This window comes from Sphingobium yanoikuyae, from assembly GCF_013001025.1.
Classification (GTDB): domain Bacteria; phylum Pseudomonadota; class Alphaproteobacteria; order Sphingomonadales; family Sphingomonadaceae; genus Sphingobium; species Sphingobium yanoikuyae_A.
Map to the genome: position 1 here is coordinate 549,951 of NZ_CP053021.1, position 26,395 is coordinate 576,345.

The following is a 26,395-nucleotide window of genomic DNA, read 5'->3' on the forward strand; positions in this document are numbered from 1 at the left end:
TCGCCGAACAGGATGGCCATGCCCCGCACGATATGCGCGCGGGGCATGGCCATTTTCATCGGAGTGGCGGGCATGCTGCTCGCCATGCCGGAGCGGCCGCGCGCGCAGGAGGATCATTCCGGCCTGACGCGCGCAGCCTATCGCGCCCGATGCCTGATGTGCCACAGCCGCGCCGCGCCAGAGGGTGTCTCACCGGAGATATTGGCGGGGCTGCATCCCGAACCGGGGCTGAAGCCGGCGGCCGCGATGCCGGGCGTCAGTTGCTGGCGGCGCTGCACCAATTGCTGGCCCGTGGAGCCGCGGGAGGGACGGAAGTAAGTCCCTATTTCCTCTCATATTTCCAGTTGCGGCCCTTGCCCTCGCCAATCCAGTCGACGGCCTGGGCGATGCGCTTGTCGCGGGTGGCGTCGGTCTTCGCCTCATTGATCCACTCGCAATAGTCGCGGATCTTGCCGGGCGGGAAGGCGGCCCAGATGGCGGCGGCGGCCGGGGCAGCGGCAATGGCGGTCGCGAAGGCAGGATGGACGGGCAAGGGCGCTTTGGGTGTCTTGGGGCCGGTGCGCGGGCGGTCGCCGGCGTCGATCAGGGCCATGGCCTGCGCGATCAGCCCGGCGATGTCGGCATCGGAGGGGAGGTCGGCAAGGGCGGTGAGGCGGCCGAACTGGCCCATGGCGTCGTCGCTGGCGCCTTCACGCCCAACCTTGTCATGCCAGAAGCCGAAGGCGGCATGGCCCTTGAAAGCGGCCATGTTGGCGAGATTCTGGTCCCTGTAGGTGAAGAAGGGCATGCCCCATTTGACCGCTTCGCCCATGTCCGGCGAGGCGGCGTGCATCAGCGCGCGGATATGGATGAGGATCGGCCGGGCGAAATCCGCTTGGGCGGCGATATAGGCGTCGATCCGCGGGTCCATGGCCATAGGATGATCCCCCTCGCTGTGCCGCGGGCTCAAGCGGCTGTCCCGATCGGCTGGTGATGCCATCAGCCGGCGGGCAGTGCAACGCACGGGGCAATCGCACGGGGCGCAGCGAGAGGGACTGCGGGCGCGCCCCTTTCACGCGCCCGCAGAGCCTGGCTCAGTTGACAGCGCGCGGGGTGTCCGGCGTGTCGAGCAGGGCGATGGCCATGGCCATGGCGGGGCCACCCGCGCGACGGGCGAAGCGGGCATTATTGTCGAGCGCCTGCCGCTGGAGATCGCGGATCTGCCGATTGTAGCTGGCCTGGGTCGTGGCGAAGAGGATGGTGGCGACATAATTCTGCCCGGCGCCGATGCCGGCGGGCAGCGGATGCAGGGTCGGGATGCTCTGGATGGCGCGCATCGCCGCCTTGTCGAGTTGGCGCGAGCCGGACGAGTTGAGCAGGGCGATGCCGGCCGGCGCACCGCTGTCGCTGCAGGCGAACTTGACCTGGACGATGCCTTCCTCCGGCCCGGACAGGATGGTGGGATAGCGCAGCCGGTTGGAGAGGATGTTGCCGGTGCGTTCGACCCAGCGGTCGAGCGTGGGCGGGGCGGTGGTGGGCGCCGTCACGTCGATCGAGGGGGCGGATGATTGGGCGCGGGATGCGGCCGGCAGCAGCAGCGGCACGGCAAGGCAGAGGCAGAAAAGCAGTTTCATGTTTCGATCTCCTGAGAGCGGATGATCGGCCGGGGGCGGGAAGGACGTCGTTGGTCGGCCCGCATGCGGTCGAAGGTGCAGACGGCGACCCGGCAATGTCTGCACCTGCATTTTTTATCAGGAGAAAGATGAAATGACAATTTCGCAAATGAATTTGCCATTTAAATGCTTAAGATGTTTGGGAATTAAAATTTAGTTGCAAATGCTTTTCGTGAGAACAGCGTTTCTTGGGCGGCCTCTCTGGCGCTGGATGGCAGGGGAAGGGAGGAAGTCCCGGAAAGCGGGGCGTTATTCCGGCGCGCGGGCCGGCCTGGCGCAGGATGGCGGGGGCACATGTCGACCATGGCGGGACGGTCGACTTGAGGCTGGCGCGCCCGAGTCCTTTTCAGCCCTTGTGGCGCGCGGTCAGAAGATAGTTGATCGCTGTGTTGGCCGACAGGGTGAAGCCGCGCGCCGGATCGAAGGCAAGGCCGCTGCTGTCGGTGACTTCCAGGCCGGCGTCGTCGAGCAGGGCGGTCAGTTCATCGGGGGTGATGAACTTGGACCAGTCATGCGTGCCCTTGGGAATGCCGCCGATGCTTTCGCCGATGGTGATCATGGCGAGGCGCGACATGGGGGTGCGGTTGGGGGTGGAGAGGATCATCAACCCGTCGGGCGCCAGCTTGGCCGCGAGGGCGCGGACGAAGGCGGCGGGATCGGCGACATGTTCGATCACCTCCATCGAGGTGACGAGGTCATAGCCGCTGTCACTGACCTGCTCCACCGGGGTGGCGCGATAGTCGATGGCGAGGCCCTGGCCCTGTGCATGGGCGACAGCGACGGCGATATTTTCCGGCGCCGCGTCGAGGCCGGTGACGCTGGCGCCGAGGCGGGCGAGCGGTTCGGCCAGCAGGCCGGCGCCGCAGCCGACATCGAGCGCGCGCTTGCCGCTGAGCGGACGGAAGCCATGATCGTCGCTGTCCCAATGCCGGTCGATCGCGGCGCGGATATAGGCGAGGCGGACCGGGTTCAGCTTGTGCAGCATCGCGCTCGACCCCTTGGGATCCCACCAGTCGGCGGCCATGGTGCCGAAATGGGCGGCTTCCTTCGGGTCGATCGTCGCGGTCGTCTCAGTCATCATGCACCTTGGGTCTTGCTGGGTGGCGAAGCACCCGTGCCGCGGTTCTAGCAGCGGGCGGCGGGAAGGCCAATGTGCCATGCTGTCATAGCTATGTCTTTGAAGGCGGGGCATGTAGGAGCGCGGGCAGCGGCAAGGTGGGCGAGCGGATGGCGGGATTGCTTGCCATATCCGTCGCGGCTGCTAATAGGGCAGCCGTTTTGCCCCTTTGGGACATTTTGTTTCACAATTGGAGCAGTGTCCGATCCGATTGCATCGGTTCGGCTGCTCCATATCTTTTGTTGGTCGCGTTTTCCGAGTCAGCAGGTGTTCCACCTGCTTCGAAAACGCTTAAAGGACAGGTTCGACAAGCAAATGGCGCGCATCGTGATGAAATTCGGCGGCACCTCCATGGCGGGGATGGAGCGAATTCGCAACGTGGCCGCGCGCGTCAAACATGTCGTCGACCAGGGCCATGAAGTGGCGGTCGTGGTATCAGCCATGGCCGGCGAGACTGATCGCCTGGTCGGCTTCTGCAAGGAAGCCTCGGCGCTTTACGACCCGGCCGAATATGATGTCGTCGTGGCGGCGGGCGAGCAGGTCACCAGTGGCCTGCTGGCGATGACGCTCAAGGCGATCGGCGTGGACGCGCGCAGCTGGCTGGGCTGGCAATTGCCGATCCGCACGATCGAGGCCCATGCCAAGGCGCGCATCAGCACGATCGAGACCGATGCGCTGATCGCGGCGATGCAGTCCGGCCAGGTCGCCGTAATCCCCGGTTTCCAGGGCATGATGGACGATGGCCGGGTGTCGACGCTGGGCCGTGGCGGTTCGGACACGTCGGCGGTCGCGGTGGCCGCGGCGGTCAAGGCCGATCGCTGCGACATCTATACCGACGTCGACGGCGTCTACACCACCGACCCGCGCATCGTGGCGCGTGCCCGCAAGCTGGACCTCGTCACCTATGAGGAAATGCTGGAACTGGCCTCGGTCGGCGCCAAGGTGCTCCAGACCCGCTCGGTCGGCCTCGCCATGAAGGAAGGCGTGGTCGTGCAGGTGCTTTCCTCCTTCGATGATCCCACCCAGGACGACCTCCCCGGCACGCTGATCGTGAGCGACGAGGAACTGGAAGCCAAGCTCAAGGAAACCAAGATGGAACGTCAGCTCATCACCGGCATCGCCCATGACAAGAATGAGGCGAAGATCATCGTCACCCGCGTGCCCGACAAGCCGGGCGCGGTGGCCAGCATCTTCACCCCGCTGGCCGATGCGGCGATCAACGTCGACATGATCATCCAGAATGACAGCAAGGACAATGAGGAGACCGACGTCACCTTCACCGTCCCGCGCGCGGACCTGGCCCGCAGCGTCGACATCCTGGAAGCCAACAAGGACGCGATCGGCTTCCGCCGGATCATCACCGACACCGAAGTCGCCAAGATCAGCGTCGTGGGCGTGGGCATGCGCAGCCATGCCGGCGTCGCCGCCACCATGTTCAAGACGCTGGCCGAGCGTGGCATCAACATCGAGGCGATCTCCACCAGCGAGATCAAGGTTTCGGTGCTGATCGACGAGGACGAGACCGAACTGGCGGTGCGCGTGCTGCATACCGCGTATGGCCTCGACGCCCCGGCGGCTTGACAGACATACTCCCCTCCCTTCTAGGGAGGGGCATGGGGGTGGGTGCGATTGCGTCAGCAATCGCCGCCTGCCTTGGTGGATAGGGAGGAAGCTCGCTTTGCTCGCTACCCACCCCAACCCCTCCCTTGAAAGGGAGGGGCTTTTTTATGTTGTAGGATATGACGATGACCACTGCCAAACTCGCTTCCCTGATGGCCCGCGGCACCGAATTTCTCGGCTGCGAGAGCGCGATCCTGTGCGGGGCGATGAGCTGGGTCAGCGAGCGGCATCTGGTGTCGGCGATCTCAAACGCCGGCGGGTTCGGCGTGATCGCCTGTGGCGCGATGTCGCCCGAACTGCTGGACGCGGAAATCGCGGCGACCAGGGCGCTGACCGACAAGCCGTTCGGCGTGAACCTGATCACCATGCATCCGCAGCTGTTCGACCTGATCGCGGTGTGCGCCAAGCATGAGGTGAGCCATGTGGTGCTGGCCGGTGGCCTGCCGCCCAAGGGCAGCATCGAGGCGATCAAGGCCAATGGCGCCAAGCTGATCTGCTTTGCGCCCGCGCTGGCGCTGGCGAAGAAGCTGGTGCGATCGGGCGTCGACGCGCTGGTGGTCGAGGGCATGGAAGCGGGCGGCCATATCGGCCCGGTCGCGACCAGCGTGCTGGCGCAGGAAATCCTGCCCGAAATGGCGCAGCAGGTTCCGGTGTTCGTGGCCGGCGGCATCGGCCGGGGCGAGGCGATCGCTGCCTATCTGGAAATGGGCGCGGCCGGTGTGCAGCTGGGCACCCGTTTCGCCTGCGCGAGCGAGAGCATCGCCCATCCCGCGTTCAAGAAGGCGTTTTTCCGCGCGTCGGCGCGCGATGCCATTGCGAGCGTGCAGATCGACCCGCGCCTGCCGGTGATCCCGGTGCGCGCGCTCAAAAATGCCGGCACCGAAGCCTTCACCGCGAAGCAGCGCGAAGTCGCCAACCTGCTGGACAGCGGCGCGGTCGACATGGGCGAGGCGCAGTTGCAGATTGAGCATTATTGGGCCGGCGCGCTGCGTAAGGCGGTGATCGACGGCGATGTCGAGGGCGGGTCGCTGATGGCGGGCCAGTCGGTCGGCATGGTGACCAAGGAAGAGCCGGTCGCGGATATCATCGCCGAATTGATGGCGCAGGCAGCAACGGCGCTGGAACGCCGCGCGGCCTGATCCCCGCTGCCTGGAAAACAGGCTTTATCGGCTTTTAACCAATATCGGGCATGGTTTCCGGCATCAGATTTGCCGGAGACCGTTCATGCGTGCCTCGATCCGTCACCTGCTATTGTGCCCGCTGGGCGGGATGGCCCTGTTGTCGGGCTGCGCGGGACAGCGGGAGGTGGCGGTTGCGCCGCTGCCTGCGCCGGTGCGGACGCAGCCCGTGCCCCAGCCGCTGCCGCCGATGGGCGCGACGGCCACCATGCAGATACCGGCGATCGGTGCCGATGGTCAGCGCGTCACGCCCAACCGCGATCTGAGCGGGGCGGCAACGCTGTGGCATATGCGCATGGCGCTGAACGTGGCCGCCCTGTCCTGCCAGGGGAGCGGCGACGCGGCGCGGCTGCAATATAATGCGCTGCTGGCCCGGCACAGGGCGGCGCTGACGCGGGCCAATGCGCAGGTCGAGGGGGAATATAAGGGACAGTTCGGCGGCGGCGCGATCGCGCAGCGCGAGCGGCTGAATACTATCGTCTATAATTTCTTTGCGCTGCCGCCGGCGCAGGCGGGTTTCTGCGCGGAGGCGGTGCGGGTGGGGGCGGCCGTCAACAGCCTGCCCGCGGACCAGTTGCTCGCCTATGCCCCGACCGGCCTCGCCGCGCTGGAAAAGCCCTTCACCGATTTCTTCGATGCCTATGCCCGCTATCAGACCGACCTGGCGGCATGGCGTTCGGGGCGGACGCTGGCGATGGCGCCGGTGGTGCTGGAGGTCCGGCTGAGCCGGGCGGACCTGATCGCGGATGATGGCGTGACGGTGCCGAAGGGGGCGATGCCGCGCCTGCTGGCGCGCGCCGACTGAGAAAAATCGGCTATTTCCGGCCTTTTTCGCGATGCTCGGCTTGCCGCATTGCAACCAATTGGGATAGCGGGCTTTTAACAGCAACCGGGCGGGGGTTCAGCGGTGAACCACAGGCAGGGCCGTCCTTGGCTGCGCGTTAAGCATATTTCCTCCGGTGGAAATGCCCGGCATGTTGGCCGGGCCAGATCGTCGGAGTAGTTGATGTTCCTGCCACGTTCCCTGTCTTCCCGTCTGTCGCTGCTTGCCCTGACGGCGCTGGCGGCCTGTGCGACGCCGGTGAAGCAAGTGCCGCCCACGCCGCCGCCGGCGGTGGTGCCGACGGTGATGCCGACCCCGCCGCGCTATTCCGCGCCCGACATGGTGCCGCCCGACAAGGACGAGGCCGGGAAGTTCATCACCCCCAATCGCGATTCCCAGGGCGACCAGGCGCTGTGGCATGTGCGCATGGGGCTGAACGTCGCGGCGCTGGGCTGTCCCGAGACCAATGGCCAGACGCGCATATTGTACAACCAGATGCTGACCGTGCATGGCGCGTCGCTGAAACGCGCCAACGACACGCTGGAGGTCAGCTATCAGCAGCGTTACGGCAGCAGCGCGATCCGCATGCGCGAAGTGCTGAACACGCTGGTCTATAATTTCTTTGCCCTGCCGCCGGCGCAGAAGGCCTTCTGCCAGAAGGCGGTGGCGACGATGACGATCATCAACGGGCTGACGCCCGAGGCGCTGGCCGCCTATGCGCCCAAGGCGCTGGACGAGCTGGAGCAGCCCTTCCGCGATTTCTGGGCGGAATATGAGGATTATCTGCGGCGGCTGGAGGAATGGCGCAAGCGCTTCGGCGCGACGGTGAAGCTGGTCGGCCCGGTCGGCGGCGACGATCTGAACGACCATGAACCGCCGGCACCGACCGCGCCCGCGCCGATGGGGCAGGTGCCGGCCACGCCGATGCAGCGGCCGTCGGACATGATCCTGCCCGATGCGCCGGCTTCCGCGCCCGCGCCTGCTGCTCCGGCTCCGTCTGCGCCGACCCCGGCTGTTCCGGGAACGCCGAGCGCGCCGCCGCCGGTGGTGCCGACCCAGCCGCAGGTGCAGGCGCCCAAATTGCCGTTGCAGCCGGTTCCCGCGCCGCCCGAAAGCTGATCGCCGGTCAGGCGTCGCGCGCGTCGAAGCGGGCGCGGGCGTCCTCGACCGTGGCGAGATTGCGTTCGGCCCAGACCCATACGCCGCAGAAGGCGGCGCTGAGGCTGTTGCCGAGTGGGGTGAGGGCATAGTCGACGCGCGGCGGCACCACCGGATGGACGGTGCGGGTGAGCAGGCCATCGCGCTCCATCTGGCGCAGCGTCTGGGTCAGCATCTTCTGGCTGATCCCTTCGACCGCGCGGCCGACCTCGGTAAATCGCAGCGTGCCGCGCTCCTCCAGCAATTCCAGGATCAGCATCGTCCATTTGTCGGCCACCCGGCCGATCAGTTCGTTGACGAGTCGCTCCACCCTCGGATCGAGATCGGTCGGCGGATCATGGTCGAGATACTGCTCGGCGGCCGCTATTTCGGCGGTGGCGAAGCGGGATTCCAGAGGATTTGCCATTTCTTACCTTTGGGTGCCTATGGCACTTTATGGTGCCTTCTTTCCAAAAGAGAGTGTGGGGCTAAATTAGTGGGCAAGCAACCAGTCACAGGAGCTTTCCCATGAAAAATTCCGGCAACACCATCCTCATCACCGGCGGCGGTTCGGGCATCGGCGCGGCGCTGGCCCATGAATTTCACGCAGCGGGCAACCAGGTCATCATCGCCGGACGGCGGCAGGCGGCACTCGACGAGGTGGTCGCGGCGCACCCCGGCATGGCGTCGATGGTGATCGACATGGAAGATCCGACGGCGATCGCGGCCTTCGCGGACAAGCTGGTCGCCGACTTTCCGGCGCTCGACGCGGTGCTGTTGAATGCCGGCATCATGGTGGCGGAGGACAAGATCGACCTCGCCATCGCCGAGGCGACGGTGGCGACCAATCTGCTTGGCCCGATCCGCCTGACCCATAAGCTGCTGCCGCATCTGCTGGCGCAGCCGAGCGCGACGATCCTGACCGTGTCGTCGGGCCTGGCCTTCGTCCCGCTGGCGGCGACGCCGACCTACAGCGCGACCAAGGCGGCGATCCATGGCTGGTCGCTGGCGATGCGCGAGCAGCTCAAGGACACGAGTGTCGATGTGGTGGAGATCGTGCCGCCCGGCGTGCAGACCGACCTGATGCCGGGTCATGCCGAAAATCCGCAGATGATGCCGCTCGCCGATTTCATCAGCGAGACGATGGGCCTGTTGCGGCAGGAGCCGACCCCGGCCGAGATCCATGTCGAGCGGGTCAAGTTCCTGAGCGAGGCGACCAAGCGCGGCGAATTCGACCAGGTGTTCGGGATGCTGAACGGGGCGCATTGACGCCCGCAAAGCTTGCCTCCTGCATGGGGGAGGACTATCTGGGCTTCGTCAAGCGAGGCCACGTCCTCCCCCGCCATGCTGGTTTCAAGTCCGGGACGGCCCGGTGCCCCTTGTGAAGGAGCGCCATCATGGCCTGGATTGCCCTGTTTTTTGCCGGATTGCTGGAAATCGTCTGGGCCTTTGCGATGAAGCAGTCGCATGGCTTTACCCGGCTGGTGCCGAGCCTCATCACCCTTGGCGCGATGTTTGCCAGTTTCGGCCTGTTGTCGATGGCGATGCGCAGCCTGCCGCTGGGTACCGCCTATATGATCTGGACCGGGATCGGCGCGCTGGGGGCCTTTGCCGTCGGCGTCGCCTTCCTGGGGGAAGCGATCAGCCCGGCGCGGCTGGCGGCGGCGGCGCTGATCCTGTCGGGCCTGGTCATGATGAAGTTGGCGTCGCCGGGCTGACCGTCGAGGGCGCCTTGGGCGGCAGCGGGAAGAGGCGGACGAAGCGTTCCGCCAGCGCCCGGTCGCCCTCCACCTGCAAGGCCGGGGCCATCGCCGCGAAGGACTGGCCGCCATAGACGATCGCGGCGAGCGCATTCTGGTCGCCGGTGAAGATCAGATCGGCGCCGGCCGCTTCGCCCCGGTCGATGGTGAAATCGCCGTCATGGAGCGTGGCGCGAAATTCCTCCTCACCGAAGCGGAAGCCGATGGTGGCATGAAGGTCGCCGATCGCGGCGCGATCGATCATCGTGCGCATCGACATCACCACCGACACCTGGCTCATCGGCATGCCCGGCTGCATCGTGGGCGATCGGCAGGCCCAGCGACCCAGCACCATGAACAATATTTCCGACTCGCGGCCCCATTCGGTCAGCTCGTAAATCTGGCTGGCGGCGGGCGGGGGCAGGCGGCGGCGGACAAGGATGCTGGCCGCTTCCAGTTCCTCCAGCCGCTGGGTCAGCACATTGGCGCTGATTCCGGGCAGGCTGGCGCGCAGGTCGGTGAAGCGCTTGGGGCCGAGCAGCAATTCCCGCATGATCGGCATCGCCCAGCGATCGCCGATCAGATCGAGCGCATGGGCGGTGGCACAGCCATCCTGATAGGCGCGTTTGCGCGGATTGGGACTCATTGGTTATCTTTTCTAACTTGTGTGTTGCATAATATAATCTTCGGGCGCACAAAGTTCAAGTCGGCGACTCAAACCCGGAATTTTTGGGGTGCGAGCCGCCATGAAAGCATGAGGAGAGAGACGATGGCCGATGCGCCCGCACCGAAGATGATCTTCGTCAACCTGCCTGTCACCGATCTGCCCGCCGCGATCGCCTTCTATGAAGCGGTCGGCGCCGTGCGGAACAATGATTTCGCCGATGACAGCGCGCAGATGATCAGTTTTTCCGAGACGATCCATGCGATGCTGCTGACCCATGAACGGTTCGCCGGCTTTACCCCGCGCAAGATCCCCAATGCCCATGAAACGGCGCAGGTGCTGCTGTGTTTGAGCGAGACAAGCCGGGACGCGGTGGACGCGACGGTGGACAGGGCGCTGGCGGCGGGCGGGACCGAGCCGAACCCCAAGCAGGATCATGGCTTCATGTATGGTCGCAACTTTGCCGATCTGGACGGCCATATCTGGGAAGTGATGTGGATGGATGTCGCCGCCGCAATGGCCGCGAACCAGGGAGAAATTGCCGACGCCTGATGTCGACGACCTTGCAGAAGGAGAGAGACGATGAGCTATATGGACGGGTTCGTGATCCCGGTGCCCAAGGGCAACAAGGAACGCTACAAGGAGGTCGCCGCCTATGCCGCGCCGATCTTCATCGAATATGGCGCGCTGCGCGTGGTCGAATGCTGGGCCAACGACATCAAGCCCGGCAAGGTCAATGATTTCCGCACCGCCGTCATCGCCGAAGAGGATGAGGAAGTCGTCTTCTCCTGGATCGAATGGCCCGACAAGGCGACCCGCGATGCCGGCGCCGAGAAGGTGATGAAGGATGAGCGCATGCAGCCCAAGGAGGGCGAGGACATGCCCTTCATCGGCGCGCGGCTGATCTATGGCGGGTTCGAGGTGCTGGTCGACGCGACCGCCTGACCTTCCCCCTATCGCTGACAGGAGACGGATGATGACCGACTTCAATGGCAAATTCTTCTGGTATGAACTGATGACCAGCGATCCCGAGGCGGCGCTGGCCTTTTATGGCGATGTCGTCGGCTGGACGTCGCAGCCCTTTGGCCCGGATGGCGACTATAATGTCGTCAGCGGCAGCGCCGGGGCGCTGGGCGGGGTGATGGCGATCCCGGCGGAGGCGAAGGATTGCGGCATGACGCCCTGGTGGGGCGGCTATGTCGGGTCGGCCGATGTCGACGCCGATGCCGAACGGCTGAGCGCGGCCGGTGGCAGCGTGAAGCGTCCGCCCGAGGATATTCCGGGCGTCGGCCGCTTTGCGGTGATGGCCGATCCGGGCGGCGCGGTGTTCATGCTGCTCAAGGGATCGAGCCCCGAGGGGATGGATGCGCCGCCGCCAATGGCGCCGGGCCATGTCGGCTGGCACGAGCTTTATGCCGGCGATTTCGACAAGGATCTGGTCTTCTATACCGGGCAGCTCGGCTGGTCGAAGGGCGAGGCCGTGGATATGGGCGAGATGGGCAGCTATCAGCTTGTCTCGCAGACCGGCTCGACGGACTTTGACGGCATGACCGGCGGCATCATGCCGGTGCCGCCGATGATGCCGGTGCCGCTATGGCTGTTCTACTTCACCGTCGGCGACATCGATGCGGCGGTTGAGCGGGTGACGGCCGGTGGCGGCACGGTGCTGCAGGGGCCGATGGAGGTGCCGGGTGGCGCCTGGATCATCCAGGCGACCGATCCGCAGGGCGCGATGTTCGCGCTGGTCGGCAGCAAGGGAGAGGGGTGATGGACAAGATTGCCCCCTGCCTGTGGTTCGATGGCCAGGCCGAGGAGGCGGCGCATTATTATGTGTCGGTATTCGGCGGGTCGGTCGACCATGTGAGCTATTATCCCGAGGTCAATCCGTCGCCTTCGCCGCTGCCGGGCGGGAGCGTGCTGCTGGTCGAGTTCAGCCTGTTCGGGCAAAGCTATCAGGCGTTGAACGGCGGGCCGCAATTCACCTTTGACGAGGCGATATCGCTGTCGGTGGCGTGCGCGGACCAGGCCGAGCTGGACGGCTATTTCGATCGGCTGACCGGCGATGGCGGCACGGCCGGCCCATGCGGCTGGGTGACCGACAAATATGGCCTCTCCTGGCAGCTAGTGACGCGCCAGATCATGGACAATTATCACACCGGCGACCGGGCCGGCATTGCCCGCATGATGCAGGCGATGATGACGATGCAGAAGCTGGACACGGCCGCGATGCATGCGGCGTTCAAGGGAGAGGCGGCATGAGCGGGGCGGCGCATGAGCTGTCGGTCACCTGCCTGATCGAGGCGCCGCGCGAAATCTGCTGGAAGGTGTGGACCGACCTGAAAGATGAATGGTTCTGTCCCAAGCCCTGGCGCGCCGAGGTGATCGAGGAGGACATGCGCCCCGGCGGCCGCAGCGCGGTGCAGATGTTCGGACCCAATGGCGAGGAGACCGGGCCGATGGAGGGCATTTTCCTGGAGGTGGTGCCGGGTGCGCGGGTGGTGACGACCGATGCCTATGCCGCCGGCTGGATACCGCAGAGCCCGTTCATGACCGCGATCTGGGACTTTGCGGCGGAGGGCGATGGCACCCGTTTCACCGCGACCGCGCGCCACTGGGACGCGGAGGCGAAGGCGCGGCATGAGGAAATGGGCTTCCATCCCGGCTGGGACGAGATGATGGCCCAGTTCAAGGCGCTGTGCGAGACGTCGGCCGCGAGCGCCTGAGCGGATCGCCGGCGGGCTGGTCGGGCACCAATATTTCCGCCGGGTCCATTTTCGACATGGCGATGGCGGCGCGCATGAAGAGCAGGGCGGGGCGCAGCGATGTGTCGCCGCCTTCCTGCACCAGTTCCCGCAGCGCGCGGACGAACAGGTCGGGCCAGCGTTCGATATCCACGCCCTGGCCACGCAGGATCAGCGCGGTGGCGCTCCAGTGGCGCTGGAGCAGGCCGATCATGTCGGCATAGTCGCGGGAGTCGCCGACACAGGCATCGGTCATCTCGCGGAAGATCGGGCCAAGGAGCAGCGCCGGCTTGCCATCGCCTACGCCTGCCCAGAGCGAGCCGGGATATTCGGCGAGCAGGCCATTCAAGGCATCGCCGAAATAGCGCAACCGCCCGTCATGGGTCGCGACCTCGATCAACGGGGCGGCGGTGCCTTCCTGCTCAGCGCGATGGCGCAGCAGCATCTGGCAGGCGAAGCCGGCCAGGGCGCCCAGCGTCTCTTCGGCCGAACGGGTGCGCGGCGGACGGACCCGGTCGAGCAGGCGGCGGGCGAGCGCCTCGTCCGGATCGAGCAGGGCGGGCATGCCCCGTTGCGCGCGATCGACGCGCTGCAGGCCGCGCGTGGCGTGACGGACCCAGAGGAAGAAGGTGAGAGTGAACAACGCGAAGCTGGCCGCCATCGCGCCGAGCAGTGGCAGGGCGTAGGCGTTGCGGACAGGCGGCAGGAACAGCGCGAACAGGCAGAATATCGGCAGCAGCGCGAGCGGCAGGAGGCGCGCGACGCCACGACGCAGGCGCTGCGCGGTGGCCATGTCGGGGATGGCATATTGGCCGCCGATCACGCCGAAGGGCATGAACAGCGGGCGGCCGTCCGCGCCATGGCCAAAGGCGCTGTCGATGAAGCTGGTCGTGAGGCGGCGCATGGCAAGGGTCCGGCAGGAAGGAATGCGGGCGCGCCGCGGCGGCAGCCTGACGGGGAAGCTGTTACCGGAATATGAGGGAACGGACTGAAGGGGGTGTTTACCCTTCCGTGTGGCATCGCGATTTCACCGTGGCGTGAAGCAGGCGCTATTCTTTGGCTCTGCGCCGCTGGGGCAAATTCGGACGGTCTGGAAGCGACCAGAAGCGGCCATCGTCACCCCGGCCTTGAGCCGGGGTCCCGCTTCTTTATCTGTTGCATAGAAAAGCGGGATGCCGGGTCAAGCCCGGCATGACGGATGTGGGTAGAGCGGCTAACGACCAGAGCCGGAAGTTGACTGGATATGGTCTGTCACCCACAAGCGGTCGCTATGAGGATTAAAGCACTCGCGATGTGGTTAGCTGTTTCAGCTACGACGTTTGTCGCCTGCTGTTTTGCGATGCTTCAATTTGGTCATTCCATGAACGCGCCCATATTGGTGTATCCATTCATGGCCGTCTGGGGCGTGAGTGCGCTTACTTGGCCGATCTTGTTTATGCGCTTGATACGTAGATCAATGCGGGCAGCTTTTCACAAATCGCGTCCTTAAGCGGACTTTCCGCCAACCACCCCAACTCCGTCACCCCAGCGAAGGCTGGGGTCTGAGGCGGTGGCAGAAGAAGGTCAGCCGTCTTGCGCTATCCGTTGCCGGCGCGTTCGCCTGCCTGAGATGCCAGCCTTCGCTGGCATGACGGGATAAGGGGCATTGCGCACCCTACCCATCCTCGCCATTCGGCGGGCGTCGGACTTGTCCGCGCGCGGCCTAGCGGGGTTTCGCGATTTCGACGGCGTAGATGGCGGGGCTGCCGGCGATATTGCTGCGATAGACCAGCCATTTGCCGTCGGGCGTGAAATGCTGGTTGGGTTCGAGCGTGTAGTCGTGGCTTGCGAGATCGACGAGCCGTTCCGTCTCCAGCGTGCCGGTGGCGATCAGCGTGTCGCCGTCCAGCGTGTTGCGGGCGCGGGGATTGTCGTCGGGGCGGGGGTGGAAGAGGCTGATATATTTGCCGTCATTGGCGCCATCGCCCGAGAAGCTGCGGCCGTCGGGCGATGAGGCGAAATGATAGGAGCCCTGGCCCGGACGGATCGCATACCAGCGGCGCGCGCCACTGGCGACGTCATGGCCGGCGAGCCAGCGCATCCCCTGTGGCATGATGAGGTCATACCAGATGGTGCGGCCGTCGGGCGCCCAATATTCATGGCCGGCAATCTCGCCCTGCAGGATGCGCTGATGCACCTTGGTCCTGGCGCTGCCGTCGGTGCGGATGGACCAGATGCGGTCGACCTGCTGCCAGGGGCCTTCATGGCAATACATGAGCAGATGAGGATCGGTCGGCGAGAATTGGACATGGTTGAGCCAGTCCTTCGACGCGGTGATGCGGCGTTGCGGGCCGGTGGCGATGTCGATCGCGAAGATTTCCATCGGCACGCCGGCGGCGAGCCGGGCCTCCATCCATTTTTCCTTGGCAGCGGCGAAGGAGAGAGGGCGGCCCTGATCGTCGGTGCCGCTATAGCTGGGCGAGCCGGTTTTCGGATCGCGCTTGCCCTGGGCGGCGATGGCGGGCGGCGGCGGGGCGAGTTCGCGATGGCCGGCGAGCAGCGTGTCGTTAGCATTGATGGATTCGATGCGGCCGCCCGGCATTTCGGCAATGCGGCGACGCTTGCCGCTGTCGAGATCGACCGACCAGACGATGAAGGACGGCTCGCCCTCGCTGCTGCCGGTCGGGTTGGTGGTATAATAAGCGACATTGGCGCGGTGGCCGACGAACAGCAGCCGGTCGACCTTTTCCTTCAGCACCAGCCGCGTGCTCCAGTTGCTGGTGTCGGCGACGCGGATCCCCTCCGGCGTCAGATAGACCATGCGCTTTCCGTCGGGGGTGAAGGGGTTATAGTTGAAATAGAGGCCGTAATTGCCCGGCCGGTCATCGACGCGGACGATGCGGTGGCCGGTGGTCGGGTCGGTCCAGCTGGCGGGGGACGCGGCGGGCGCGGGCGCTTGCGCTGCGACGAGCAGGGGGAGGGCCAGCCCGATCATTGCCTGCCTCAACCGCATCCCATCCTCCCAGTTCAAGTTCAATTTGCGGGATTGGATACCGCATATCGGGAATTTGGCAAGGCAGCTGTGATCTCGGCGCGGCGCGTGCTTGCCGGGCCAAGTCTTTGACAGAGGAGGGCAATAAGGCGCGGGCTTCTGAAATATTCGTGAAATGACGGGGCAAAATGGGGTGGCCACAGACGGGGCGGAGATTTTCCACCCAGATGAAAGGCCATGACATGACTTATCCCTCGCTCCTGACCCTGGGCGCCGCCGCGCTGATGGCGACGCTGGGCGCGCCGGCCATGGCGCAGGCGCCGCATCATGGCACGAGCCAGCCGGTGAGCAGCAAGGCGCCGGCCAAGAAGCCTGCCCCGGTAAAAGCCCAGCCGGCCAAAGCCCAACCCGTCAAGGCCCAGGGCCGTTCGACCGGCGCGGCGCATCAGAAGGCCTGCCGCAATCGCTACAAGAGCTATGACGCCAAGCTGGACAGCTATCTCTATCGCGGCAAGCGGGTGCGCTGCACGCTCTGATCGCGATCGACGCGGGGCGGCGCCGGGGGACGGCGCCGCCCCGTTCCTGTTTTCATGAAGAAGGACGATGCGCGATGCGCAAGATGATGATCGGGGCGGCGCTGCTGCTCTGTTCGGCGCCGTTGCTGGCCCAGGGGGGCATGGGTGGCGGCATGGGCGGCGGCGGCATGGGTGGTGGCATGGGCGGTGGCCCGCCCGGCGGTGGCGGCGGCCCTCCCGGTGGCGGCGAAGGCCGGTCGCAAAAGCCGCGCGAGATGAAGCCGATCAAGCGCAGCCAGATCGACAGGATCGTGACTGCCATGTTTGCCGAAGCCGACAGCAATCGCGACGGCATCGTGACGATCGACGAATTGCGGCTGGTGGTGCAGGCGCGGCGCGAAGCGATCATCCGCACGCGTTTCGACGCGATCGACAGCAATCATGACGGCACGCTGAGCCTGGCCGAGTTTCAGGCGTGGCAGAGCAGCATGGGATCGGTCGCCTTGTCGGAAACGGGCGCGATGGGCGATCAGGGCGGGCCGGTGGCCGAGGCGATCATGCCCAAGCTGGGCGACGACCCCGAGGACGCGATACTGGGCCGGCTGATCGAACCGCTCAATGCCAGCGCGATCGCCCAGGCCAACAGCAATTATGATGCCGGTGCCTCGCTGGAGGAAGTGCTGGCGTTCGAACATGCCCGCTTCGACGCGGCGGACGCCGATCATGACGGCGTGCTGTCGGCCGAGGAGATGCGCAGCCTGATGCCGCGGCGTGGTCCCGGTGGAGGCCCCGGTGGACCGGGCGGCGCGGGCGGACCGCCGCCGCGCAACTGACGGGATTGATGCCGATGCCTTGCCTATCCTTGTCCTGCCGTCGGGCGGGCAGCGCCCTGCTGCTCGCCGGATGCAGCCTGTTCGCCCTATCGACGCCCGCTGCGGCGCAGAGCGTGGCGAGCGACGATATCGTCGTCACCGGGCAGGCGCCGCCGGGGGCGGTGATCGGCGACATTCCCGCGCAGAACCAGCTCGGCCGTGCCGACATCGATGCCTATGGCGTCGGCACGGTCAGCGAATTGCTGGACGAGATCGCGTCGCAGACCAGCAGCAACCAGGGGCGCAGCGATGACGGCCCGGTGGTGCTGGTCAACGGCAAGCGGATTTCGGGCGTCAACGAGGTCAGCGACCTGCCGACCGAGGCAATATTGCGGCTCGACATCCTGCCCGAGGAGGTCGCGCTCAAATATGGCTATGATGCGCAGCGCAAGGTGGTGAACATCATCCTGCACCGCCGCTTCCGATCGCAGGTCGCCAATGCGGGCGGCGGGATCGCGACGGCGGGGCAGGGCGAAAATCTGGCCGGCGACGTGGGCTATACCCGCATTCGCGACAATGACCGGGTGAGTGTGACGGCGCGGGCCAAATCCTCCGCCTCGTTGCTGGAAAGCGAGCGCGACGTGATCGTCGATCCGGAAGCCCCGAGTGATCCGACCGGGCGGGTCGGTGACGACCGCGCCTATCGCACCCTGTCGCCCGCGACCCGCAGCTATATGCTGAACGCCACGGTCGCACATCAGTTGAGCGAGACGGCGAACCTGTCCTGGAACGGGCGGGCGGACTACAAGACCAGCAAGGCGCTGAATGGCCTGCCCACCGGCAGCCTGACCGACGGCGACGAGACGGTCGACCGCATCCTGTCGCTCGATCCGCTGCATCAGGACACGCGCGCGCTGACGCTGAGCAGCGGCGTCAGCCTGAACATCGACCTGTCGAAGAGCTGGCGCATGTCGGTGATCGGCAGCTACAGCCATAGCGATAGCCGCACCGACAGCGATCGCGGCTATGATCTGGACGATGTGCAGGCGGCGCTGGACGCGGGCGCTGTGGCGGCCGATGGCGTGCTGCCCGCGAGCCTGCTGGGGGCCATGGGCACGCAGAAGGCGCGCGCGTTGCAGGACACGGGCAGCGCCAGCCTGCTGGTCAATGGCAAGCTGTTCAAGCTGCCGGCCGGCAATGTCGGCATGAACCTGCGCCTGAGCGGCGACACGAGCAGCCTGCGATCGTCCAGTATGCTGGACGGGGTGATGTCGCAGCGGACGGCCAGCCGCACCAATGGCGGCGCCCAGATCAGTTTCGACCTGCCGATCGCCAGCCGGCGCAATGGTTTCCTGCCGGTGCTGGGGACGCTGACCGCCAATATGAACGCGTCGGTGACGCAGGTTTCCGACTATGGCACGCTCGGCACGCTGGGCTATGGGCTGAGCTGGACGCCGCGCACCGGCATCACCATCATCGCGGCGGTCAATAATGACCGGACCGCGCCGACGCTGGACCAGCGCAACAGCCCGACCATCACGACCAGCAATGTGCGCGTCTATGACTATGTGCGGGGGCAGAGCGTGACGGTGACGCAGGTGAGCGGCGGCAATTCGGCGCTGACCGCCGACAATCGCCACCAGTTCAAGCTGGGCGCGACGGTGAAGCCGCTCACCAAGGTCAACCTGACCCTGTCGGCCAATTATGTGAGCAGCGAGACGCGCGACGCGATCATCAGCCTGACCGGCGTGTCTTCCGCATTGGAGGCAGCCTTCCCCGATCGCTACAGCCGCGACGAGGACGGGATGCTGACGCGGATCGACACACGGTCCGTCAATGTCGCGCGCGAGGAGGTGAAGCAGCTGCGCTGGGGCCTCAACTTCACGCAGCTATTGCGCAAGCCCAAGCGACCCGAGCCGCCGGCCGGCTTTGTGCCGCCATGGCGGCGGGCGGCGGCGCAGGGCGATGAGGGGCAGATGGCGGCGCCAAAGGCGGAGGGTGGTGATGGGCAGCCCGAAGAGGGCGCGCCCGGCGGTGGTCCCGATGCCGAGCAGGATGCGATCCTGGTCGATGGCCACCGGCCCGATGATGCGACACCGATGGGGCCGCCCGGCAGCTTTGGCGGGCCGGATGGCTTTGGTCCGCCGCCTGGCCCTCCGCCCGATGGCATGGGGCCGCCCGATGGTCCGCCGCCCGGCATGGGGCCTGGCGGTCCCGGCGGGCCCGGCGGACGGGGCGGCTTCGGCCCGCCCGGTGGCGGTCCGTTCGGCGGCGGCAGCGACAATGGCGCGCGGCTGCAACTCTCGCTCTATCACAGCATCATGCTGCGCGACGCGGTGCTGCTGAGCGAGGGCGGCCCGTGGGTCGATTTGCTGAATGGTGGCACGCTGGGCGGCAGTCCGCAGCCGCGCCACAAGGTGCAGCTGAGCAGTGGCGTGATCGACAATGGCGTCGGCATCCGGCTGGACGGCAACTGGCAGAGCGCGTCGCATGTGACCGGCGACCAGACGGCGTCGGGTGGCGACCTGCGCTTTGGCCAACTGGTGACGTTCGACCTGCGGCTGTTCGCCAACATGGCCAACCGGTTCCGCGGCCAGGACTGGGCGCGGGGCATGCGGGTGAGCTTCACCGTCGGCAACCTGCTCAACCGGCGGCAGAGCGTGACCGATGGCACGGGCGCGACGCCCGTCGCCTATCAGCCCGCCTATCTCGATCCCGAGGGGCGGACGCTGATGCTGTCGGTGCGGAAGATCTTCTGAACGGGAAAGGGGTGGCCGACGACCGGCTGCCCCTTCAACCTGATTGAAAACCCATCATAAAATGCGCATCTGGCGCGGATGACCAAATTTTCTTTCCTTGCCCGGATCGGGGTGCCGATCGGCGTCCTGCTGGGGACGCCCGCTGCTGCGCAGGAGACGCCGGACTTTTTCGGCGCAGCGTTGTGCCAGCCGCCTTATTCGACCGACAGCGCGACCGCCCTGTATGAAGCCGCCGAAAAGGTCGCCAAAGCAGATACATCGATGCTGGGGGCGGCGATCTATACGCTGCCCACGCCGATCGAGCGGGACGGCTTTGTGGCGCGGGCGGTGGTCTTCGCCGGCATGTCGGTCGGCGTGCTGCTGGATGGCGAAGTCGCGGAGGCCGCGGCCGCCCGTTATGGGCTTGCCAGGGAAAAGAGCCGGTTGTTCGGCGCGTCGAGCCTGGGCTTTGCGCGGCAACTGGACGATGGGGCGCAGGATATGCGCGAGATGGGGCTGATTTCCGTCGTTGCGCGGCAGGGGCCTGCTCTGGCCGGGCGGACATTGCTGACCTGCGAGTTCGTGTCGCATGAGGATCGCAAGGCGCTGGACAGTCAGGAAGGCGATGCGCCCTGATATGAAAAGGGGCGCCCGGTGTCCGGACGCCCCTCCTTCGTGACGGCTTTGCTATGGGGTGCCGTGGCTCAGGCCTTGTAGACCTTGTCCACAGCCGCACAGAATTTCGTCATGTCTTCGGCCGAGCCGACGGTGACGCGCGAGACATTGGGCCAGATCGGCCAGTTGCGGCCGATCTGCACCTTTTCCGGCGAGGCGAGCAGGGCGGCCTGCATTTCCTTGGCCGGCTTCTTCCAGTTGACCATGAACATGTTGGCTTCGCTGCCGGGCTGGACTTCGATGCCCTTCTTGGTGAGCCAGGCGATGGTCTGGTCGCGGGCGGCGATCATCTCGTCGCGGCGCGCCTTGATGAGCGCGGCTTCGGGATAGACGGCGTTGCCGCAGGCCATGGCGGTGATCGACAGGCCGCCGGCCGACGGGCCGAACAGCATCAGGCGCTTCTGCACTTCGGGATCGGCGAAGGTGAGGCCGAGGCGGATGCCGGCCATGCCGAACAGCTTCGAGAAGGTCCGCATGACGATGATGTCCTTGCGGTTGCCGATCAGCGAAGCGGCGCTGGGTGCGTCCGAGAAGTGGATATAGGCTTCGTCTACCAGCAGCATGGAATCGGCCGGCTTGTTGTCGAGCAGCCACTTGATGTCGGCGATCGGCGTGATCGTGCCGGTCGGGTTGTTGGGCGTGCAGATATAGTAGAGGCCGGCGTTCGGGTTGGCGGCCAGCATGGCCTTGACGTCATGGCCCTTGCCGACGGCCTGGGGCGCCTTGGCGATCGGCGCCTTGAGATAATCGGCGGTGCGCCAGGCGGATTCGAAGGTCGGGTCGGCGGTCACCAGGCCCTTGGTCGGCGAGCAATAGGCCGCGACGGTCGAGACCAGCGGGCCACCCGAGCCGGGCCACAGCATCACCTGGGCTTCGGGAATGCCCTCCACCTTGGCGATGGTCGAGACCAGGTCGCCGCGATAATTGTCGGGATCATACCAGTTGCCGACGGCGCCGGCCTTGGCGATGGCGTCGACGCCCGAGGGGAAGGGGCCGGTCCAGCATTCGTTCGAGCCGATGCGCACCGCGCCCTTGATGCCGCGGGCGGCCTGCTGCTGCGCGAAGGCGGGCGCGGCCAGCATTTCGTGCATCGCGGCGCCGGCGCCGATCAGGGCGGCAACCTTGGCAAGCTGGCGGCGCGAATAGCCGCGCTCGATCAGGTCTTCCCGCGCTTCCTTGTCCAACATCATGGTCATGCCGATTGTCCCCTTGTTTTCCTGCGAAATGCCTTGGATTTCGTCTGGAGAAACGAAGGCGGAAACAATTTCCGCAATGCAAAAGGGGCTGCGGCACGCTTTATTTTGCGCGCCGCAGCCCCTTTTTCGTAAGGTCAGGTCAGATCAGGCTTTCCAGACCGCGTCCACGGCCTTGCAGAAGGCGTCCATCTCGCTGGCCGAGCCAACCGAGATGCGCGAGACATTGGGCCAGATCGGCCAGTTGCGGCCGATCTGCACCTTCTGCGTCAGCAGGGCGGCCTGCATGTCCTTGGCGGGTTTGCCCCAGTCGACCATGAACATGTTCGCCATGCTGCCCGGCAGCACCTTGATCCCCTTCTTGGTCAGATGGGCGATCGCCTTGTCACGGTTGGCCGCCATTTCGGCCTGACGCGCCTTGATGAGATCGGCCTGGGCGACCGAGACGGTGCCGCAGGCAACGGCCGTCATCGGCAGCATGGCGGTGACCTGGCCACCGTCATAGCGCATCATCTTTTCCATCAGCGAGGGCGCGGCGAAGGTGAGGCCGAGGCGCATGCCGGCCATGCCGAACAGCTTCGAGAAGGTGCGCAGCACCAGCACGTCGTCGCGGGTGGCGGCGAGCTTGGCGGCGCGCGGCGTGTCGGTCCAGTGGATATAGGCTTCGTCGACCACCAGCACCGAATCCTTGGGCTTGTTGGCGGCCAGCCATTCGATGTCGCCGATCGGCGTGATCGTGCCGGTCGGGTTGTTGGGCGAGCAGATATAATAGACGCCGGCATTGGGATCGGCCGCCAGCATCGCCTTCACGTCATGGGCATTGTCCTTGGTCAGCGGCACCTTCGTCACCTTGGCACCGAGCCAGGCGCCGGTGCGCCAGATCGCTTCATAGGTCGGGTCGGCGGTGACGATGCCCTTGGTCGGCGAGGCGAAGGCGACGGCGACGCGGCTCAGCGGATCGGACGAGCCGGGCCAGGCGACGATGCGGTCGGCCGGAATGCCCTCCACCTGCGCGACGGCGGCGAACAGCTTTTCATGCTCATTGTCGGGTTCGTAGCGATTGCCTTCGGTCACCAGCTTGAAGGCGGCTTCGGCGGCGACCGGGAAGGGGCCGGTCCAGCATTCGTTGGCGCCGATGCGGACCGCGCCTTCGACCGGCTTGGCGGCCTGCTGGGCGGCGGCACCGACGGTGCGCATCGCGACGGCACCGGCGCCGAGCAGCGCGGTCACCTTGGCCAGCTGGCGGCGCGAATAGCCGCGGTCCAGAAGCTCCTGTTCAAACTCCGTTGGCGTGGTCGTTTCCATGGTCCCTGACTCCCAGACATGCTTGATGCTGCCTTTGCGGCGTTAGACGAATGTACAGCATGTATCCGCCACGCAAATGAGGAAGATGACCTAGCTTATCAGCGATGCGCAACAATCGTGCTTTTCTGCGGGGTTCATCAACATATCGCGAGGAAAGCGCTTGGAAAGAAAGCCATCCATCTGTTAGCGATTTGCCATGCCCAGTACGCCCGCCGCCGCCGCCCGCCAGATCCTCGTCCGCTTGCAGGAGGTGATGGCGGCGCGCACCAGCGCGCAGGCCAAGCTGAACAAGGTGGTGGAGATCATCGGCGAATCGCTGTCGAGCGAGGTCTGCTCCATCTATCTGGTGCGCGAGGGCGTGCTGGAACTGTTCGCGACCCGCGGCCTGAAGCAGGAGGCGGTGCATGTCACCCGCATGGCCAAGGGCGAGGGGCTGGTCGGGCTGATCGCCACCAATGTCGAGCCGCTGAACCTGGACGAGGCCGCCGCCCATCCCGACTTTTCCTATCGCCCGGAAACCGGCGAGGAACTGTTCCACAGCTTTGCCGGTGTGCCGATCGTGCGGCGCGAGCGGGCGCTGGGCGTGCTGTGCGTGCAGCATGTCGAGCCGCGCAAATATGAAGAGGTGGAGATCGAGGCGCTGCAGACGGTCGCCATGGTGCTGTCCGAGCTGATTGCCAATGCCGAACTGGCCGATGACGGCCCGACCGATGCGCGGGTGCAGGAAACCGGATCGAACATCATGACCGGCCTGCAACTGGTGATGGGCATGGCGCGGGGCCATGTCGTCTTCCACCAGCCGCGCGTCCATATCGAGCATACCGTCGCCGAGGATACGGAAGCCGAGCGGCAGCGGGTCATTTCCGCCTTTGCCAAGATGCGCGAACAGATCGACCGGATGACCGGCACGGCCGATTTCGGGACCGAGGGCGAGCATCAGGAGGTGCTCGAAACCTACAAGATGTTCGCCTATGACGAGGGCTGGATCCGCCGCATCAACGAGGCGATCGACAGCGGCCTGACCGCCGAGGCGGCGATCGAGCGGGTGCAGCAGCGCACCCGGATGCGGATGCGCCAGATCGACGATCCGCTGTTGCAGGACCGGATGCACGATCTGGAGGACATGGCCAACCGGCTGCTGCGCATCGTGTCCGGGCAACTGGGGACGGCAGCGCAACTGGGGCTGCGGCAGGACGCGATCCTGATCGCGCGCAACCTGGGGCCGGCGGAGCTGCTGGAATATGACCGGCGGCGGCTGAAGGGCGTGATCCTGGAGGAGGGGTCGCTGACCGCCCATGTCACCATCGTCGCCCGCGCCATGGGTGTGCCGGTGCTGGGCCGGGTGCGCGACATTCGCCACCGGGTCAATGAAGGCGACCTGATCCTGATGGATGTCGCCGAAAATGCGCTGCTGATCCGGCCGACGCCCGACATGGAGGAGGCGTTCGAGACCAAGCTGCACATCACGCAGAAGCGGCGGGCGGAATTTGCCGCGCTGCGCGACCTGCCGTCGGTGACGCAGGATGGGGCGCGGATCGAGCTGATGGTGAATGCCGGCCTGCGCGAGGATGCGCAGGCGCTGGACATGGTCGGCGCCGACGGCATCGGCCTGTTCCGCACCGAATTCCAGTTCCTGGTGTCGGCGACGCTGCCGCAGCGCGAGAAGCAGCAGCGGCTCTACAAGGATGTGCTGGACGCGGCCGGCGACCGGCCCGTCATTTTCCGCACCGTCGACATCGGCGGTGACAAGGCGCTGCCCTATATGACGCGCGAGGATGACGAGCATGAGGATAATCCGGCCATGGGCTGGCGCGCGATCCGGCTGGCGCTGGACCGCGACGGCCTGATGAAGGCGCAGGCGCGCGCCTTGCTGGAGGCAAGCGCGGGCAAGGTGCTGAACATCATGTTCCCGATGGTGTCGGAACCCTGGGAGTTTGAGGAGGCGCGCACGCTGGTCGAGCATCAGCGGCAATGGCTGATCGGGCAGAAGAAGAAGCTGCCGGTGGCGGTGCGCTATGGCGCGATGCTGGAGGTGCCGGCGCTGGCCGAGGTGCTGGACCTGCTGTTGCCGCAGCTCGATTTCCTGTCGATCGGCACCAACGACCTGACCCAGTTCCTGTTCGCCGCCGACCGTGCCCATCCCAAGCTGGCGGAGCGTTATGACTGGCTGAGCCTGGCGATCCTGCGTTTCCTGGATCGGGTGGTGCGGATCTGCGAGATCTACAAGGTGCCAGTCGGCGTCTGTGGCGAAATGGGCGGACGCACGCTGGAGGCGATGGCGCTGATTGGCCTGGGTGTGCGGCGACTGTCGATCACGCCGGCGTCGGTCGGGCCGGTCAAGGCGATGATCCGCGCGATCGATGCGGCCGAATTGCAGGCGCTGATGCGCGATCTGCTGGACAGCGGGGCGAGCGATCTGCGCGCGCAACTGACCAGTTGGGCCGAGCAGCGGAACATCGAGCTGGCCTGAAAAGACACCGCCCCGGCGTTGACAAGCGCCGTCCCGCAATGAGACAAGGCCGCCAATCAAGGTCGCGGAGCAGCATGGCAGACGAACCCGAATTCGAACCCGTCGCGGACGACGCGACGGCAGCGCAGCCCAGCACCCCCGGCGCCAAGTTGCGCGCCGCGCGCGAGGCGCAGGGGCTGTCGGTGCAGGATATCGCCACCCGGACGCGCATCGCCCAGCGCCAGCTGGAGGCGATCGAGCGGGACGATTATGGCGCCTTGCCGGGCATTCCCTATGCGGTGGGTTTCGCCCGCGCCTATGCCCGCGCGATCGATCTGGACGAGGTGGCGATCGCCGCCGACGTGCGCAATGCCGTGCATAATTCCGACATGGGGGCGACCCGCTACGAAGCGTTCGAGCCGGCCGATCCGGCGCGGGTGCCGTCGCGCACCCTGGCCTGGACCGCGGCGGTGATCGGCATCATCGTGATTGCCGGCTTCACCATCTGGCGCACCCAGTTGCTGACCCCGCCGACCGGCGAGGAAATCGCCGAGCAGCAGGCAGAAATGCCCGCCGCCGCGCCCAAGGCCGGCGTGCAGGCGCCGATCGCGGCGCCCGTGACCGGGCCGGTGGTGTTCACCGCCAATGACGATGTGTGGATGCGCATCGTCGACGAGGCGGGCGAGCGGCTGAAGGACGGGCTGCTGAAGAAGGGCGAGAGCTTCACCCTGCCGGCCGGCGCGCGCAATCCGACGATCCTGACCGGTCGCCCGCAGGCGCTGGACGTGACCGTGGGTGGCAAGGCGATCCCGCCGCTGGGCGCGGCCGATCGCACCATCGCCGACGTTCCGGTCAGTGCCGAGGCGCTGTTGGCACGGGCCGCCGCACCGGCAGGTGCTCCGGCACCGGCAGGCCAGCCGGCGCGCGCACCGACGACGCCCGCAGGCGGGCAGGGGAGTGTGCCGACGCCGGCTTCGCCACCGCCGCCGACCGCCGCGCCGCAGCCCAGCGCGGGCAACTGACCCGTCCCATAGCCGGACAGGTACGAGCGGGCCGCGCTTTGTTG

Annotated in this window: 27 protein-coding genes; 18 read left to right on the plus strand and 9 right to left on the minus strand. The window is 66.2% G+C overall.

Translation table 11 applies throughout. The annotated features are described in order from the left end of the window. Positions 1-45: 45 nt before the first annotated feature. The gene (locus HH800_RS02975) at positions 46-318 is read left to right on the plus strand and encodes a hypothetical protein (RefSeq protein WP_169860147.1); all 273 of its coding nucleotides are present in this window, start codon (positions 46-48) and stop codon (positions 316-318) included. Between the two features lie 4 nt (positions 319-322). On the opposite strand, the gene HH800_RS02980 is transcribed toward HH800_RS02975, so the two are convergent. From HH800_RS02980 to ubiG, 3 genes are all read right to left on the minus strand, one after another. Further along, positions 323-916 carry a YdeI/OmpD-associated family protein gene (locus tag HH800_RS02980; RefSeq protein WP_169860148.1) on the minus strand — a complete coding sequence of 198 codons (594 nt, stop codon included), beginning with the start codon at positions 914-916 and terminating at the stop codon, positions 323-325. A gap of 157 nt (positions 917-1,073) precedes the next feature. Further along, positions 1,074-1,613, minus strand: coding sequence for an energy transducer TonB family protein (locus HH800_RS02985; protein WP_169860149.1), 540 nt, complete (start codon positions 1,611-1,613; stop codon positions 1,074-1,076). 385 nt (positions 1,614-1,998) lie between these two features. Further along, complete coding sequence (gene ubiG / locus HH800_RS02990) at positions 1,999-2,733, minus strand: bifunctional 2-polyprenyl-6-hydroxyphenol methylase/3-demethylubiquinol 3-O-methyltransferase UbiG (protein WP_169860150.1); 735 nt, start codon at positions 2,731-2,733, stop codon at positions 1,999-2,001. A 351-nt stretch (positions 2,734-3,084) separates the two neighbouring features. Between ubiG and HH800_RS02995 the strand changes: the two genes are divergently transcribed. From HH800_RS02995 to HH800_RS03010, 4 genes are all read left to right on the plus strand, one after another. Next, positions 3,085-4,350: an aspartate kinase gene (locus tag HH800_RS02995; RefSeq protein WP_004208043.1), complete on the plus strand. Its 1,266-nt coding sequence runs from the start codon at positions 3,085-3,087 to the stop codon at positions 4,348-4,350. A gap of 164 nt (positions 4,351-4,514) precedes the next feature. Next, positions 4,515-5,528: an NAD(P)H-dependent flavin oxidoreductase gene (locus tag HH800_RS03000; RefSeq protein ID WP_017501365.1), complete on the plus strand. Its 1,014-nt coding sequence runs from the start codon at positions 4,515-4,517 to the stop codon at positions 5,526-5,528. A gap of 85 nt (positions 5,529-5,613) precedes the next feature. Further along, on the plus strand, positions 5,614-6,372 hold the full coding sequence (locus HH800_RS03005; protein ID WP_169860151.1) for a hypothetical protein: 759 nt from the start codon (positions 5,614-5,616) through the stop codon (positions 6,370-6,372). Positions 6,373-6,573: 201 nt separating this feature from the next. Further along, positions 6,574-7,509, plus strand: a complete 936-nt coding sequence (locus tag HH800_RS03010; RefSeq protein ID WP_169860152.1) for a hypothetical protein — start codon at positions 6,574-6,576, stop codon at positions 7,507-7,509. Between the two features lie 7 nt (positions 7,510-7,516). On the opposite strand, the gene HH800_RS03015 is transcribed toward HH800_RS03010, so the two are convergent. Then, on the minus strand, positions 7,517-7,954 hold the full coding sequence (locus HH800_RS03015) for a winged helix-turn-helix transcriptional regulator (protein WP_048937690.1): 438 nt from the start codon (positions 7,952-7,954) through the stop codon (positions 7,517-7,519). A gap of 101 nt (positions 7,955-8,055) precedes the next feature. Between HH800_RS03015 and HH800_RS03020 the strand changes: the two genes are divergently transcribed. Continuing rightward, positions 8,056-8,796, plus strand: a complete 741-nt coding sequence (locus HH800_RS03020; RefSeq protein ID WP_169860153.1) for an SDR family oxidoreductase — start codon at positions 8,056-8,058, stop codon at positions 8,794-8,796. Positions 8,797-8,924: 128 nt separating this feature from the next. Then, positions 8,925-9,245, plus strand: a complete 321-nt coding sequence (locus tag HH800_RS03025; protein WP_169860154.1) for a DMT family transporter — start codon at positions 8,925-8,927, stop codon at positions 9,243-9,245. On the opposite strand, the gene HH800_RS03030 is transcribed toward HH800_RS03025, so the two are convergent. Then, positions 9,217-9,912, minus strand: coding sequence for a winged helix-turn-helix transcriptional regulator (locus tag HH800_RS03030; RefSeq protein WP_169860155.1), 696 nt, complete (start codon positions 9,910-9,912; stop codon positions 9,217-9,219). The genes HH800_RS03025 and HH800_RS03030 overlap by 29 nt on opposite strands. Positions 9,913-10,035: 123 nt before the next feature. Here HH800_RS03030 and HH800_RS03035 point away from each other — a divergent pair, with 123 nt between their 5' ends. Genes HH800_RS03035 through HH800_RS03055 form a run of 5 tightly spaced genes read left to right on the plus strand, consistent with a single transcriptional unit; the run spans position 10,036 to position 12,653 of the window. Then, entirely contained in the window at positions 10,036-10,482 is a 447-nt protein-coding gene (locus tag HH800_RS03035; protein ID WP_169860156.1) for a VOC family protein, read from the plus strand. A gap of 30 nt (positions 10,483-10,512) precedes the next feature. Beyond that, entirely contained in the window at positions 10,513-10,875 is a 363-nt protein-coding gene (locus HH800_RS03040) for a DUF1428 domain-containing protein (RefSeq protein ID WP_010337556.1), read from the plus strand. A 31-nt stretch (positions 10,876-10,906) separates the two neighbouring features. Next, on the plus strand, positions 10,907-11,698 hold the full coding sequence (locus tag HH800_RS03045) for a VOC family protein (protein ID WP_169863208.1): 792 nt from the start codon (positions 10,907-10,909) through the stop codon (positions 11,696-11,698). Then, the gene (locus HH800_RS03050; protein ID WP_169860157.1) at positions 11,698-12,189 is read left to right on the plus strand and encodes a VOC family protein; all 492 of its coding nucleotides are present in this window, start codon (positions 11,698-11,700) and stop codon (positions 12,187-12,189) included. The genes HH800_RS03045 and HH800_RS03050 overlap by 1 nt, the downstream gene beginning before the upstream one ends. Next, positions 12,186-12,653: an SRPBCC domain-containing protein gene (locus HH800_RS03055; RefSeq protein WP_069336163.1), complete on the plus strand. Its 468-nt coding sequence runs from the start codon at positions 12,186-12,188 to the stop codon at positions 12,651-12,653. Before HH800_RS03050 ends, HH800_RS03055 begins: the two co-directional genes overlap by 4 nt. Here HH800_RS03055 and HH800_RS03060 read toward each other — a convergent pair. Together HH800_RS03060 and HH800_RS03065 are read right to left on the minus strand one after the other, a co-directional pair. Further along, a complete protein-coding gene (locus tag HH800_RS03060; RefSeq protein WP_169860158.1) occupies positions 12,616-13,575 on the minus strand; it encodes a hypothetical protein in 960 nt (319 codons plus the stop codon). The genes HH800_RS03055 and HH800_RS03060 overlap by 38 nt on opposite strands. Before the next feature lie 798 nt (positions 13,576-14,373). Continuing rightward, entirely contained in the window at positions 14,374-15,645 is a 1,272-nt protein-coding gene (locus tag HH800_RS03065; RefSeq protein ID WP_169860159.1) for an oligogalacturonate lyase family protein, read from the minus strand. Positions 15,646-15,884: 239 nt separating this feature from the next. Between HH800_RS03065 and HH800_RS03070 the strand changes: the two genes are divergently transcribed. The 4 genes from HH800_RS03070 (at position 15,885) to HH800_RS03085 (ending at position 20,343) form a co-directional block, all read left to right on the plus strand. Next, on the plus strand, positions 15,885-16,178 hold the full coding sequence (locus HH800_RS03070) for a BA14K family protein (RefSeq protein ID WP_235682008.1): 294 nt from the start codon (positions 15,885-15,887) through the stop codon (positions 16,176-16,178). Positions 16,179-16,252: 74 nt separating this feature from the next. Continuing rightward, complete coding sequence (locus HH800_RS03075) at positions 16,253-16,990, plus strand: EF-hand domain-containing protein (RefSeq protein ID WP_169860161.1); 738 nt, start codon at positions 16,253-16,255, stop codon at positions 16,988-16,990. A 14-nt stretch (positions 16,991-17,004) separates the two neighbouring features. Next, entirely contained in the window at positions 17,005-19,728 is a 2,724-nt protein-coding gene (locus HH800_RS03080) for a TonB-dependent receptor (protein WP_169860162.1), read from the plus strand. Between the two features lie 78 nt (positions 19,729-19,806). Then, positions 19,807-20,343 carry a hypothetical protein gene (locus HH800_RS03085; RefSeq protein WP_169860163.1) on the plus strand — a complete coding sequence of 179 codons (537 nt, stop codon included), beginning with the start codon at positions 19,807-19,809 and terminating at the stop codon, positions 20,341-20,343. Between the two features lie 68 nt (positions 20,344-20,411). Here HH800_RS03085 and HH800_RS03090 read toward each other — a convergent pair whose 3' ends face one another. Next, positions 20,412-21,578, minus strand: a complete 1,167-nt coding sequence (locus HH800_RS03090; protein ID WP_048937677.1) for a pyridoxal phosphate-dependent aminotransferase — start codon at positions 21,576-21,578, stop codon at positions 20,412-20,414. Positions 21,579-21,722: 144 nt separating this feature from the next. Then, the gene (locus HH800_RS03095) at positions 21,723-22,880 is read right to left on the minus strand and encodes a pyridoxal phosphate-dependent aminotransferase (protein WP_004208021.1); all 1,158 of its coding nucleotides are present in this window, start codon (positions 22,878-22,880) and stop codon (positions 21,723-21,725) included. A gap of 196 nt (positions 22,881-23,076) precedes the next feature. Here HH800_RS03095 and ptsP point away from each other — a divergent pair, with 196 nt between their 5' ends. Together ptsP and HH800_RS03105 are read left to right on the plus strand one after the other, a co-directional pair. After that, entirely contained in the window at positions 23,077-25,350 is a 2,274-nt protein-coding gene (gene ptsP / locus HH800_RS03100; protein WP_004208020.1) for a phosphoenolpyruvate--protein phosphotransferase, read from the plus strand. A 74-nt stretch (positions 25,351-25,424) separates the two neighbouring features. Beyond that, entirely contained in the window at positions 25,425-26,351 is a 927-nt protein-coding gene (locus HH800_RS03105; protein WP_169860164.1) for a helix-turn-helix domain-containing protein, read from the plus strand. Positions 26,352-26,395 lie beyond the last annotated feature (44 nt).

What these genes read in the sequence shown, in the direction of transcription:
- HH800_RS02975 (WP_169860147.1), top strand. Translation starts at nt 46, where the DNA reads ATGGCCATTTTCATCGGAGTGGCGGGCATGCTGCTCGCCATGCCGGAG.
- HH800_RS02980 (WP_169860148.1), bottom strand. Translation starts at nt 916, where the DNA reads ATGGCCATGGACCCGCGGATCGACGCCTATATCGCCGCCCAAGCGGAT.
- HH800_RS02985 (WP_169860149.1), bottom strand. Translation starts at nt 1,613, where the DNA reads ATGAAACTGCTTTTCTGCCTCTGCCTTGCCGTGCCGCTGCTGCTGCCG.
- ubiG (WP_169860150.1), bottom strand. Translation starts at nt 2,733, where the DNA reads ATGATGACTGAGACGACCGCGACGATCGACCCGAAGGAAGCCGCCCAT.
- HH800_RS02995 (WP_004208043.1), top strand. Translation starts at nt 3,085, where the DNA reads ATGGCGCGCATCGTGATGAAATTCGGCGGCACCTCCATGGCGGGGATG.
- HH800_RS03000 (WP_017501365.1), top strand. Translation starts at nt 4,515, where the DNA reads ATGACCACTGCCAAACTCGCTTCCCTGATGGCCCGCGGCACCGAATTT.
- HH800_RS03005 (WP_169860151.1), top strand. Translation starts at nt 5,614, where the DNA reads ATGCGTGCCTCGATCCGTCACCTGCTATTGTGCCCGCTGGGCGGGATG.
- HH800_RS03010 (WP_169860152.1), top strand. Translation starts at nt 6,574, where the DNA reads ATGTTCCTGCCACGTTCCCTGTCTTCCCGTCTGTCGCTGCTTGCCCTG.
- HH800_RS03015 (WP_048937690.1), bottom strand. Translation starts at nt 7,954, where the DNA reads ATGGCAAATCCTCTGGAATCCCGCTTCGCCACCGCCGAAATAGCGGCC.
- HH800_RS03020 (WP_169860153.1), top strand. Translation starts at nt 8,056, where the DNA reads ATGAAAAATTCCGGCAACACCATCCTCATCACCGGCGGCGGTTCGGGC.
- HH800_RS03025 (WP_169860154.1), top strand. Translation starts at nt 8,925, where the DNA reads ATGGCCTGGATTGCCCTGTTTTTTGCCGGATTGCTGGAAATCGTCTGG.
- HH800_RS03030 (WP_169860155.1), bottom strand. Translation starts at nt 9,912, where the DNA reads ATGAGTCCCAATCCGCGCAAACGCGCCTATCAGGATGGCTGTGCCACC.
- HH800_RS03035 (WP_169860156.1), top strand. Translation starts at nt 10,036, where the DNA reads ATGGCCGATGCGCCCGCACCGAAGATGATCTTCGTCAACCTGCCTGTC.
- HH800_RS03040 (WP_010337556.1), top strand. Translation starts at nt 10,513, where the DNA reads ATGAGCTATATGGACGGGTTCGTGATCCCGGTGCCCAAGGGCAACAAG.
- HH800_RS03045 (WP_169863208.1), top strand. Translation starts at nt 10,907, where the DNA reads ATGACCGACTTCAATGGCAAATTCTTCTGGTATGAACTGATGACCAGC.
- HH800_RS03050 (WP_169860157.1), top strand. Translation starts at nt 11,698, where the DNA reads ATGGACAAGATTGCCCCCTGCCTGTGGTTCGATGGCCAGGCCGAGGAG.
- HH800_RS03055 (WP_069336163.1), top strand. Translation starts at nt 12,186, where the DNA reads ATGAGCGGGGCGGCGCATGAGCTGTCGGTCACCTGCCTGATCGAGGCG.
- HH800_RS03060 (WP_169860158.1), bottom strand. Translation starts at nt 13,575, where the DNA reads ATGCGCCGCCTCACGACCAGCTTCATCGACAGCGCCTTTGGCCATGGC.
- HH800_RS03065 (WP_169860159.1), bottom strand. Translation starts at nt 15,645, where the DNA reads ATGATCGGGCTGGCCCTCCCCCTGCTCGTCGCAGCGCAAGCGCCCGCG.
- HH800_RS03070 (WP_235682008.1), top strand. Translation starts at nt 15,885, where the DNA reads ATGACTTATCCCTCGCTCCTGACCCTGGGCGCCGCCGCGCTGATGGCG.
- HH800_RS03075 (WP_169860161.1), top strand. Translation starts at nt 16,253, where the DNA reads ATGCGCAAGATGATGATCGGGGCGGCGCTGCTGCTCTGTTCGGCGCCG.
- HH800_RS03080 (WP_169860162.1), top strand. Translation starts at nt 17,005, where the DNA reads ATGCCTTGCCTATCCTTGTCCTGCCGTCGGGCGGGCAGCGCCCTGCTG.
- HH800_RS03085 (WP_169860163.1), top strand. Translation starts at nt 19,807, where the DNA reads ATGACCAAATTTTCTTTCCTTGCCCGGATCGGGGTGCCGATCGGCGTC.
- HH800_RS03090 (WP_048937677.1), bottom strand. Translation starts at nt 21,578, where the DNA reads ATGACCATGATGTTGGACAAGGAAGCGCGGGAAGACCTGATCGAGCGC.
- HH800_RS03095 (WP_004208021.1), bottom strand. Translation starts at nt 22,880, where the DNA reads ATGGAAACGACCACGCCAACGGAGTTTGAACAGGAGCTTCTGGACCGC.
- ptsP (WP_004208020.1), top strand. Translation starts at nt 23,077, where the DNA reads ATGCCCAGTACGCCCGCCGCCGCCGCCCGCCAGATCCTCGTCCGCTTG.
- HH800_RS03105 (WP_169860164.1), top strand. Translation starts at nt 25,425, where the DNA reads ATGGCAGACGAACCCGAATTCGAACCCGTCGCGGACGACGCGACGGCA.